This is a genomic window from Polyangium sorediatum, assembly GCF_029946465.1.
In the GTDB taxonomy this organism is placed as follows: domain Bacteria; phylum Myxococcota_A; class Polyangia; order Polyangiales; family Polyangiaceae; genus Polyangium; species Polyangium fumosum.
Genome location: NZ_JARZHI010000101.1, coordinates 19,425 through 30,096, shown reverse-complemented (window position 1 = coordinate 30,096; position 10,672 = coordinate 19,425). Strand labels below are relative to the sequence as shown.

Annotated in this window: 8 protein-coding genes; 4 read left to right on the top strand and 4 right to left on the bottom strand. The window is 70.1% G+C overall.

The genetic code is table 11. The annotated features are described in order from the left end of the window. Positions 1–494: 494 nt before the first annotated feature. The 4 genes from QHF89_RS46215 (at position 495) to QHF89_RS46200 (ending at position 6,630) form a co-directional block, all read left to right on the top strand. Positions 495–1,880 (top strand): hypothetical protein, encoded by a 1,386-nt coding sequence (locus tag QHF89_RS46215; RefSeq protein WP_136971889.1) that lies wholly within the window; start codon positions 495–497, stop codon positions 1,878–1,880. A 550-nt stretch (positions 1,881–2,430) separates the two neighbouring features. After that, positions 2,431–4,797 carry a Tex family protein gene (locus QHF89_RS46210; RefSeq protein ID WP_136971890.1) on the top strand — a complete coding sequence of 789 codons (2,367 nt, stop codon included), beginning with the start codon at positions 2,431–2,433 and terminating at the stop codon, positions 4,795–4,797. A 43-nt stretch (positions 4,798–4,840) separates the two neighbouring features. Continuing rightward, entirely contained in the window at positions 4,841–5,434 is a 594-nt protein-coding gene (locus QHF89_RS46205; RefSeq protein ID WP_136971891.1) for a Uma2 family endonuclease, read from the top strand. Between the two features lie 26 nt (positions 5,435–5,460). Further along, complete coding sequence (locus QHF89_RS46200; RefSeq protein WP_284721839.1) at positions 5,461–6,630, top strand: hypothetical protein; 1,170 nt, start codon at positions 5,461–5,463, stop codon at positions 6,628–6,630. A 339-nt stretch (positions 6,631–6,969) separates the two neighbouring features. Here the strand turns inward: QHF89_RS46200 and QHF89_RS46195 are convergent, their stop codons facing one another. From QHF89_RS46195 to QHF89_RS46180, 4 genes are all read right to left on the bottom strand, one after another. Beyond that, positions 6,970–7,791, bottom strand: coding sequence for an indole-3-glycerol phosphate synthase TrpC (locus QHF89_RS46195; RefSeq protein WP_284721838.1), 822 nt, complete (start codon positions 7,789–7,791; stop codon positions 6,970–6,972). Beyond that, a complete protein-coding gene (gene trpD / locus QHF89_RS46190) occupies positions 7,788–8,849 on the bottom strand; it encodes an anthranilate phosphoribosyltransferase (RefSeq protein WP_136971893.1) in 1,062 nt (353 codons plus the stop codon). Before trpD ends, QHF89_RS46195 begins: the two co-directional genes overlap by 4 nt. Beyond that, positions 8,846–9,466 (bottom strand): anthranilate synthase component II, encoded by a 621-nt coding sequence (locus QHF89_RS46185; protein WP_136971894.1) that lies wholly within the window; start codon positions 9,464–9,466, stop codon positions 8,846–8,848. Before QHF89_RS46185 ends, trpD begins: the two co-directional genes overlap by 4 nt. Positions 9,467–9,617: 151 nt before the next feature. Then, entirely contained in the window at positions 9,618–10,544 is a 927-nt protein-coding gene (locus tag QHF89_RS46180; RefSeq protein ID WP_136971895.1) for an alpha/beta fold hydrolase, read from the bottom strand. Positions 10,545–10,672 lie beyond the last annotated feature (128 nt).

Here is a 10,672-nt window from a genome sequence, read left to right as displayed (position 1 = left end):
CCGGACAACTGCCCCCACCGCCCGCGCCCGTGCCGCCCGCGCCCGTGCCGCCTGCGCCCGTGCCGCCCGCGCCCGTGCCGCCCGCGCCCGTGCCGCCTGCGCCCGTGCCGCCTGCGCCCCCTTCACCCATACCTCCGACGCCGTCGCTTGCAGGGGGGTCGTTGCCCCCGTCCACGACTTCGACGGGAATACATCCCGCTACGAGAATGAGGCTCGCGCCCCAGAGAGAAGCCATCCGCCGTAGAACGTCTCGCATAGCGGGAAGGGCAGGCAACCGTCGTGCCACGAATGATATGCGGCGCGATCCGCAGAACGGGCCCCTCTTGCCCGTCGAATGGCTAGGTCTGTGGCGCGGATTGGCACAAGCTTGGCAACGCGACATCCACCGCGGGTGGCACCTTTCGCAGTCTTTCAACGCGGGCCGCGTGACCCGGGCATACCGGATCTGCTAGCGTCGCGGAAGGGCTTATCCTTTTCGTGAAATGAGGTGACGCGTGACCATCCTTCGTTTGCTCGGGCTCGTGGGACTTTCGGCGTTTTTCGTGGGTTGTGGCAGCGAGGTCGCGGAGACCCCGTCCGGGACCACGTTATGGGCGCACCGGTTCGGGCGCGGGAGCAACATCGAGCCGGTGGGGCTCGCCGGGGTCGAATCGGGTGGCGTGATCGTGACGGGGCGCCATTACGGGGAGGTGAATCTCGGTGGGGGCATGTTGCCGGCCCCGGGGAACAACTATCAAGCGTATGTCGCGCGGTACGACGGGGAAGGCCAGCACGTCTACAGCCGCTCGTTTGGTGACGCATTCGCGGAGATGTCGAACGACGTCGCCGTCTTGCCGGACGGCTCGGCGTTCCTCGCGGGGTCGTTCAACTTTTCGTTTGAGCTCGACGGCACCACGCTCCCGTACGACGGGGGCGACGACGCCTTCGTGGCGAAGCTCGATCCGGCGGGGAAGGTGGTCTGGGCGCAGGCGTTCGGCGGCGGGGGATCGCAGCAGGCGACGGCGATCGCCGCGATGCCGGACGGCGGCGCGATCGTCGCGGGGAGGTTGCTCGGCGCGACGGATCTCGGCATCGGGAATCCGCAGGAGTACTCCGTCGGCGCATTCGTGATCCGGCTCGATGCGAAGGGCACGCCCTCGTGGGTGCAGATCCTCCGGGGCGGTGACGGACTCGTGAACGTGGAAGACATCGCGGTGCAGGGCAATGCCATTGCCGTGGTGGGGAATTCTTCCTCGTCTGCGCTCGACGTGGGCCTCGACATGGAACTCGTGATGGCCGGGTATGATGGGTTCGTGGCGACGTACGATTTGGATGGAAAAGCCAGATGGGCCCGGAGGGTGGGCGTCGGGACGTTCGGCCCTCGGGTGAAAGGCGTCGCGTTCATGGCCGACGGAGGGCTCGTTTTGACGGGGGAGGCCGATGGCAACGTCGATTTCGGCGGGGGAGTCTTGCCCGTGGAGAACGAATCCGATTCCAATACATATCTGCTGGAGCTCGACGCGGCCTCGAATCACCGGCGGAGCGTCCTCTACGGGGGCGAAGGCTTCGATCGTGGGCAAGGAATCGCGGTGACGGCCGGCGGGGGCGTGGTCCTCACGGGGGAGATGATCGGGCGCATGTCGTTCGGCGAGGCGAGCGTCGCGTCGCACGAGGACGAGTACCAAGGGGACGTGTTCGTGGCGGCGCTCGACGCGGAGCGGAATCCGGTCTTCGTGCGGCGCTTCGGCGACATGTCGCTGCAATCGGGGCAGCGGGTCGCGGTGGACGGGCAGGGGCGCGTGTACGTCGCGGGGTCGGCGATCGGCGTCGTGGACTTCGGGCAGGGGCCGACCGAGGCGTCGGGTTACTTCGAGACGTTCGTGGTCGCGCTCGCGCCCTGAGCATCGTTTGAAAGGTGCGCGGTCCGTGTTCCCAGGCTGCCCGAGATCGAAGTCCACCCCCTTCGAGATCGGAGTCGGCGAGCCCGTGATCGGAGTGCAGCCCCTTCGAGATCGGAGTCGGCGAGTCCGTGATCGGAGTGCTGGCCCTTCGAGATCGGAGTCGGCGAGCCTGTGATCGGAGTGCGGGCCCTTCGAGATCGGAGTCGGCGAGCCCGTGATCGGAGTGCTGGCCCTTCGAGATCGGAGTCGGCGAGCCCGTGATCGGAGTGCGGGCCCTTCGAGATCGGAGTCGACGAGCCCGTGATCGGAGTGCGGGCCCTTCGAGATCGGAGTCGGCGAGCCCGTGATCGGAGTGCTGGCCCTTCGAGATCGGAGTCGGCGAGGTAACATCTCGCCCACCCCCGTCCTGACGCCCCGTGGCCCGCGTGCCCAGGGCATGTCTCGGAGAATCGCGACGAACATCGCGGACGCACAGGTGCCCGCCAGCCTTCGCCGTCGCGGCTTTTCCTCCTGGACAACCGTCCAGCCCGTGCCTAAAGGCACCCGTCCCATGACCGCCACGACCGACCCCACCACGGTGTCCTCGCCCACGTTCACGCTGCCCGCTTTCGACCCTGTCCCCACCCTTTCGGAGGAGCTCACGCTCCCGAGGTCCGGGGTCTCGGCCGTGGTCAAGCTGCTCGCCGAGGGCGCGACGGTGCCGTTCATCGCGCGCTACCGCAAGGAGGCGACGGGCGGGCTCGACGAGGTGCAGATCCGCGCCATCGAGGAGCGTCGTACGTACCTCGTGGAGCTCGACGAGCGGCGAAGGCAGGTGCTCGACGAGATCGGCAAGCAAGGCAAGCTCACCGACGAGCTGAAGAAGAAGATCGTCGGTTGCACGACGAAGGCCGAGCTCGAGGATCTCTACCTGCCGTTCAAGCCGAAGCGCAGGACGCGGGCGATCATCGCCAAGGAGCGCGGGCTCGAGCCGCTCGCCGACCGGATCTGGTCGCAGGCGAAGGACGGCAGCCCCGACGAGGAGGCCAAGGCCTTCGTCGACGCGGCCAAGGAGGTGCCCGACGTCGCGGCCGCGCTCGCAGGCGCGCGCGACATCTGCGCCGAGCGGATCGCCGAGAACGCCGACGTCCGCAAGCTCGTGCGCGAGGGGTACATGCAAGACGGCGTGATCCGCGTGAAGAAAAACGAGGAGCACGAGGGCAAGGCGACGAAGTTCGACACGTACGCGACGTTCGAAGGCCCGGTCGCGGGGATGCCGTCGCACCGCTACCTGGCGATCCGACGCGGCGAGGCGGAAGGAATTCTCCGCGCGTCGGTGGATCTCGATGGGGAGAGGCTCTTCGCGCCGATCGGCAAGATGGCCGGCCTCGACGGCGGCTCGCCCTGGGCGGGCGAGCTCGGCAAAGCGACGAGCGACGCGTACAAGCGGCTGCTCGCGCCGAGCGTGCAAATCGACGTGCGCGTCGAGCTGAAGCAGCTCTCGGACCGCGCGGCCGTCGAGGTGTTCGCGCAGAACCTGCGGGAGCTCTTGCTCGCGGCGCCCTTCGGGACACACGCGGTGCTCGGGATCGACCCGGGGCAACGCACGGGCTGCAAGTGCGCGGTCGTGGACGACACGGGCAAGTTGCTCGCGAACGAGACGATCTACCTCGTGCAAGGCGCCGAGGCGGAAGAGCGCGGGAAGCGGACGATCCGCGATCTCTGCCGGAAGTACGGCGTGAGCGCGGTGGCGGTAGGCAACGGGACGCACGGGCGCGAGACGGAGCAGTTCGTCCGGGATGTGCTCGCGGCCGAGGGGCTGAAGGAGATCTTCTGCGTGCCGGTGAGCGAGGCGGGCGCGAGCGTGTACTCGGCGAGCGACGTGGCGCGCGAGGAGTTCCCGGACCTCGATCTGACGGTGCGCGGCGCGATCAGCATCGCGCGGCGGCTGCAGGATCCGCTCGCCGAGCTCGTGAAGGTCGATCCGAAGAGCATCGGCGTGGGGCAGTACCAGCACGACGTGTACCAGTCGCTGCTCGCGCGGAAGCTCGACGAGGTCGTGGAGAGCTGCGTGAACATGGTCGGCGTGGAGCTCAACACGGCGAGCGCGCCGCTGCTCTCGCGCGTGGCGGGCATCGGGCCCTCGCTCGCGAAGAAGATCGTGTCGCACCGGGATCAACACGGCGCGTTCTCGAGCCGCAAGAAGCTGCTCGACGTGGCGGGGCTCGGGCCGAAGACGTTCGAGCAGTGCGCGGGCTTCTTGCGCATCCGCGGGAGCGAGCACCCGCTCGACGCGAGCGCGGTGCACCCGGAGCGTTACGCGCTCGTCGAGAAGATCGCCGAGGACCTCGGCGTGCCCGTCGCGTCGCTCGTGGGCGACACGAAGCTCATCGGTCGTGTGGATCCAAAGAAGTACATCGGCGGCGACGTCGGCGAGTACACGATGAACGACATCCTGGTGGAGCTGAAGAAGCCGGGGCGTGATCCGCGCGCGAGCTTCGAGCCGCCGAAGTTCCGCGACGACGTGCGGACGATGGAGGACTTGAAGCCGGGGATGGAGCTCGAAGGGGTGGTCACGAACGTGACCGCGTTCGGCGCGTTCGTGGACGTGGGCGTGCACCAGGACGGGCTCGTGCACGTGTCGCAGCTCGCGGACAGGTTCGTGAAGGATCCGAGCGAGGTCGTGAAGGTCGGCGACAAGCTCAAGGTGCGCGTGCTCGAGGTGGACATGGTGCGCAAGCGCATCTCGCTGACGGCGCGGAAGGGCGAACGCCCGCAGCCGGGGCAGCAGGCGCAAGGGCCGCAGCAAGGGCGCGGCGGGCAAGGGCCGCAGCAAGGGCGCGGCGGGCCGCAGCAGGGCAAGGGCGGCCCCCAGGGCAAACCGCAGCCGCAGGCGAAGTTCACGAACAACCCGTTCGCGACGCTCTTGAAGCGGTAGGGGCGGAGGGCGGCGCGGGGTCGGTTCATGCTACGTTCGCAGCATGGGCGACCCCGCGCGGAAGGTTCCTACGTTCGAGGAGCTGCTCGCCGAGATCGATCGGCTGCCGGAGTACCTGAGCGGAGAGATCCTGGAGCCGGGCGAGATCCGCACGATGTCTCGGCCGAAGGCGCCGCATCGGCGCGCGGTGGGGCAGTGCTATCGCGCGCTCGGCGATGCAGACAAAGCCTCCGGCGGCACAGGCTGGTGGATCGAGCTGGAGCCCGCGGTTCGCTTCGGGGATCGGCTCTTCAACCCCGACCTCGCCGGATGGCGCGTGGAACGTTGCCCCGAGCCGCCTGACGAGTACCCCATCACGCTGCTCCCCGATTGGTGCTGCGAGGTCCTCTCGCCGTCGACCGCGCGCGACGATCGAAAGATCAAGCTGCCGCACTACGCGCGATCCGGCGTGGGTTGGGTCTGGTTGATCGATCCGGAGATCCACCTCGTCGAGGTGTTCCGGACCGAGCGCGAGCACCTCATACTCGTCACGGCCGCAGGGGAGGACGAGACCCCACGCCTGCCGCCCTTCGACCTCGAAATCAACCTCGCGCCCTTCTGGATCCTCCCCAAGCCCGCCGAGCCCTCTTCTCCCTGATCCCGCCCGCCGGTACCCTGCGCGGCATGTCCGATTCGGCCGTCGAGACCGTGGTGGCTCGCCTCTCCCCCGACGCGAGACGCTTGCTCTGGATCCTCACGCGCGCGGAGCCGCCCGTGCCCGAGACGCTCGTCGAGAAGGTGTTCGCGCGCGAGTCGGTGGAGGACGAGAGGTTCCGGCAGATCGGCCGCATGCTGGACGCGTTCGAGCGGATGCCGCCCGCGTCGCGGCCCGAGATGCCCGCGATGCCCGACGAGGTGAAGCGGCGCATCGCGGCTCTCCGGGACGCAGGGGAGCCCGAGCGTCCGGACCTTTTGCCGCTCGTCGGCGAGCTCGTGGAGGCGCGGCTCGTGACGCGCGCGCCGCTGCTCGAAGGCGGCGCAGCGATGGGCTTCACGGCGACGGAGGCGGCAGCGAGCGCGGTGGCGGCGTGGATGGAGGCGCGGCCCGAAGAGCGCGCGGGGCAGGACGAGGCCCAGGTGTGGGTCGCGTTCGGCGAGCGGTACGGGGCGGCGTTCGTCGCGGCCGTCGAGGGCAAGGTCCCCGGCGGGACGAAGGAAGCGGGCGTGGAGGCCGGGATCACGGCGACGTCGTATTTCCTCGGCGCAGGCGCGCTGTCTGCGCTCGCCACGATGTTCGGCGAGGCTGTGCGCGCAGCGAACGACGCATCCATCGTCGGGCCGGTCGCGGGGGCCGTGGAGGAGAAGGGCGGGCTCGACGCGCTGCTCGGCGCGTTCGACGCGCAGAACGACGCCCTCGGTCACGCAGGGACGCTGGCTGCGCTCGCGGGGTACCACAAGGACGCAGGGGATCTCGGGAAGGCGGTTGCGTTGGAGATGCGCGCCCTCGCGCCGCTCGCCCGGCTCGACAACGTGGTGCCGCGGGCGATCGTGCACCTGCGGGTGTCGGAGCTTTTGGAGGTCGCCGCGCGCAGGGAAGAGAGCGCCGCGCACCTCGCGGCCGCGATCCTGTACAGGGCGCTCTCGGGCGTGGATTTCCGCGCGGAGATCCGCGCGTTCATGGTGCGGCTCGGTCGGGAGCGGGGGTACACGTTGCCCGCGGTCGCGTCGTTGCTCGACGATCCGTCGTTCGTGGATCTCGCGCGGTTCGTGCGGACGAACGGCGTGCCCGCCGCGGACGTGCAGGCCGATCTCGATGCGCTCACGGCGCAATTGAAGCAGCACCTCGGCGCGTGAACGGGCGCGCGCACACGGGGCTTTGCCCCGCGCCCCAGAAGGGGGCTGTCCGCCCCCTTCACCCCGGACCAGGCACGGCCTGGACCGAGGTTGGAAGAACTGCGCGATGCGCAGTTCTTCCAGCGGGCCCATGGCAAGACCACGGAGGTACGTGTCTCGCTGGCGACGGGGCGTTGCCCGTCGAGCCGTCAGGATCGTCGCCGGTCTTGACCTGGCTGTTCGATGAACTGCGCACCGCGCAGTTCATCGACCCCGCGTCCAGCGCTTGCGCTGGTCCGGGTCCAGGGGCGGACAGCCCCTGGTCGGGTCCGGGGTGAAGCCCCGGCGCGACGTCGCCCCTCAGCGCAGCCCGGCCCGCGCGACCATCGCGGCGAGCAGCGGGCCCGGGTCGTCCTGCCGCATGAGCGCCTCGCCCACGAGCGCTGCGTCGGCCGGGCCCTGCGCGATGCGCGCGACGTCGGACGGCGAGGCGAGCCCGGAGAGGTGGACCCGCGCAGCGGTGGGATCGACGCGGCCGAGCACGCGCTCGGCGCGCGCGGGATCCATGACGAGCGTGTCGAGATCACGCGCGTTGACGCCGAGGACACGTGCGCGGGCGCGCTCGGCCGAGGCGAGCTCCTCCTCGGTCGCGACCTCGACGAACGGCTCGAGCCCGAGACTGCGCGCCGCATCTGCGAGCCGCGCGAGATCCTCCGCCGAGGTGATGCGCGCGATGAGCAGCGCCGCATCCGCGCCGTGCGCCGCGGCCATGGCGAGCTGGATCGGGTTCAGGATGAACTCCTTGCAGAGGAGCTTCGGCCGCGCCGCGCCGAAGGCCACGTCGAGCGCGTCGCGGCACGCCGCGAGATCGTCGTACGAGCCGCCGAAAAAGGGCCCGTCGACGAGCACGCTGATCATCGTCGCGCCCGCCTCCGCATAACGACGCGCTCGTTCGGCCGGCCGCAACACCGACGAAAGCGCGCCTGCCGACGGCGAACGTAGCTTCACCTCGGCGAGGAGCCGTAGCGCCCCGCCCTCGGGCCGGCGGAGCGCCTCGAAGACGCCCCCTGCCGGCGCGCGGGTCACGCGTGGCGGCGGCGCCGCGAGCAGCGCCACGATCTCGGCCCGCTTCGACGCGAGGATCGTGTCGAGGACGCGCCTTCCCCCCTGTTCGTCCCTCACGACGCTCCCGTCTCCCGCGCATGAAGCGCGGCGTCGCGGAGGGCGTCGAGCGTGCCCATCGCTGCGCCGCTGTCGATCGCCGCGGCCGCTTCTGCCGCGAGATCCGGCCAGTCGCGCGGGTCGTCCGTCTCGCGGAAGATCACGAGCGCCGCAGCCGCGTTCAGGAGGATCGCGCACCGCGCCGGGTGCGGCTCGCCGCGCAGCACGGTGAGGATCGCCTCCGCGTTTTCGGCGGCCGATCCGCCCTGGATCGCGCCTGGCGGCGAGACCGGCAGGCCGAAGCTCTCGGGCCGCACGACCCTCTCGCGCAGCGATCCACGCGCGAGCTCCGTGACGCGCGTCGGACCGAACGGGCTCACCTCGTCGAGCCCGTCTTCGCCGCGCACGACCCACGCGCGCCTGAGCCCAAGCTCCGCCAGCGTCGCGGCGAAGACCGGTCGGAGCGCGTGATCGTACGTGCCGAGGAGCTGATGCGTCGTGCTCGCCGGGTTCGACAGAGGGCCGAGCGCGTTGAAGATCGTGCGGATCGCGAGCTCGCGACGCACCGGCGCTCCGTACCGCATCGCCGGGTGGTGCGCAGGCGCGAACAGGAACGCGATCTGCGCCTCGCGCAGCACCTCGGCCTGACGCTCGGGCGGTACGTCGATCGGCACTCCGAGCGCTTCGAGCACGTCGGCGCTGCCCGATCGGCTCGAAACGCTGCGGTTTCCGTGCTTGGCGACGGGCGCGCCGGCCGCAGCGACCACGATCGCGGCCGCCGTCGACACGTTCAACGTGCCGAGCCCGTCGCCTCCGGTTCCGCACGTGTCGAGGACCGCGGGGAGCCCGTGATCGACGCGCACCATCACCGCGCGCATGGCCTCGACGGCCGCCGCGATCGTGGAGGCGTCCTCGCCGCGCAGGCGCAGCGCGACCACGAAGCCGGCCACTTGCACGGGTGTCCACGCGCCCGCGAGGATCGCGTCGAACGCCCCGCGCACGAGCGCGCGCGGCAGGGATCGTTCTTCCTGCGCGAGCTGCTCGAAGACGTGAGCGAAGCAGGCGACCGCGGCGCTCACAGGTGCGCTCCTGCCAGCGCACCTCCCGTCCGAGCGCGGGCGTGCTCCTTCACGAGATCGAGCCAGTTGCGCAGGAGATCCATCCCGCGCGTCGTCAGGATCGACTCGGGGTGGAACTGCACGCCTTCGATCGGGAGCCGCGCGTGGCGCAGGCCCATGATCTCGCCTTCGTTCGTCCAGGCCGAGACCGCGAGCTCGTTCGGAAGCGAGCTCGGCTCCACGATGAGCGAGTGGTACCGCGTGGCCACGAAGGGCCGCGGCAGGCCCGCGAAGATCGTGCGCTCGTCGTGCTCGATCGGCGACGTCTTGCCGTGCATCACGCGCCCCGCGCGCACCACGTGTCCGCCGAAGACCTGCGCGATGGCCTGATGACCGAGGCAAACCCCGAGCAGCGGGCGTTCGCCGCCGAGGGCCTCGATGATCTTCAGGCTCACGCCTGCTTCGTTCGGCGAGCAGGGCCCGGGCGAGATCAGGATGCCGTCCGGGTCGAGGGCGCGCGCGCCGTCCACGTCGATCGCGTCGTTCAGCCGCACGACGCACTTCGCGCCCAGCATCTCCAGGTATTGAACGAGGTTGTAAGTGAACGAGTCGTAGTTGTCGACGACGAGCAGCCGCATCGATCCCACCTTGCTAGCGATGGACGGAAGCGGTCGCGTCGAGGCGCGGCGCGCGGCCCTCCATCCCCCCGAGCACAAAGTAGCACCCGCACCACGGCGCGGCTGGCCGCTCGATGCGTCTTTTTCGCGGGAAAATCCGGCAAATCGTGCCCTACGCGTTCGCCGTTCCGCCCGTGCCCGGCGCGGCCTTCGCGAGGAACTTTTCGAGGCGCAGGCTCACGAGCTCGGGGAACTCGACCGCGGTGTAGTGCGTGCCTCCGCGCACGACGTAGAGCTCCGCCCCGGGGATCTGCTTCGCCATCTCCTTCGCGAGCGCAGCCGGCGTCATCGCGTCGCGATCCCCCGACACGATCAGCGTGGGCACGTCGATCGTGCCGAGCACGTCCGAAGCGTCGTGATCGCCGAGCGCGCGGAGGTTGTGGAAATACGCCTCCATGTCGAGCGCGCTGAAGCCCTGGACGAGCTCGTTGAACACCGCGTCGTCGAGCGACTCGTTCATGACGCCCATGGCCTTCAGCCACGTGAGCGCCTCGGGGACGTCCGCGGCCCTGCGCGTGACCTGCGACGCGAGCGCGTGCACGCGGCTCCCGAGCTCCACGAGCGAAGGGAGCACGGTTTTCATGCCGGGCAAGGGGCTCACCGTGTCGAGCGGACGTCCGCTCGTGCCGTTCAAGAGCACGATGCAACGCGCCCGATGCCGCGCCTTTCGATACGCTTCGAGCACGACCTGGACGCCCATGCTCCAGCCCACGAGCGCCGCGCGTGGTTCGCCTTCGGCGTCGAGGATCGCCAGGAGATCCTCGGCGTGGCGCACGATCGCATACGACGCCGGCGTGCCCTCCGGCGGCCGCGCGGAGGCGAAGAGGCCGCGGTAGTCCCACGTGAGGAAGCGGTAGCGCCCGCGCAGGTGCTCGATTTGCGCGCTCCACGTGATGTGCTGGCCCCCGAGCCCGTTCGCGAGCATGACGACGGGCGCGCCCGGATAGGGCGATCGGGTGGCGTAATACGTGATCCGCGTACCGTCCGGCGCCGTGACGGCGCGGGTCTCGACGGCGAGGGGCAGACGCGGAGGAAGCATTCGTTCCGGTAGGTACCACCCCGTGCGCATGCCGTCGTCGAGAAACCAAGGAAACGCGAGCCCCGCGCTTCCAAGCCCAGGGGACAATTTCAGCGGGCGCGCCGTTGACACGACGTACGTCGCGCCGG

What these genes read in the sequence shown, in the direction of transcription:
- QHF89_RS46205 (WP_136971891.1), top strand. Translation starts at nt 4,841, where the DNA reads ATGGGCGACCCCGCGCGGAAGGTTCCTACGTTCGAGGAGCTGCTCGCC.
- QHF89_RS46180 (WP_136971895.1), bottom strand. Translation starts at nt 10,544, where the DNA reads ATGCTTCCTCCGCGTCTGCCCCTCGCCGTCGAGACCCGCGCCGTCACG.
- QHF89_RS46200 (WP_284721839.1), top strand. Translation starts at nt 5,461, where the DNA reads ATGTCCGATTCGGCCGTCGAGACCGTGGTGGCTCGCCTCTCCCCCGAC.
- QHF89_RS46210 (WP_136971890.1), top strand. Translation starts at nt 2,431, where the DNA reads ATGACCGCCACGACCGACCCCACCACGGTGTCCTCGCCCACGTTCACG.
- QHF89_RS46185 (WP_136971894.1), bottom strand. Translation starts at nt 9,466, where the DNA reads ATGCGGCTGCTCGTCGTCGACAACTACGACTCGTTCACTTACAACCTC.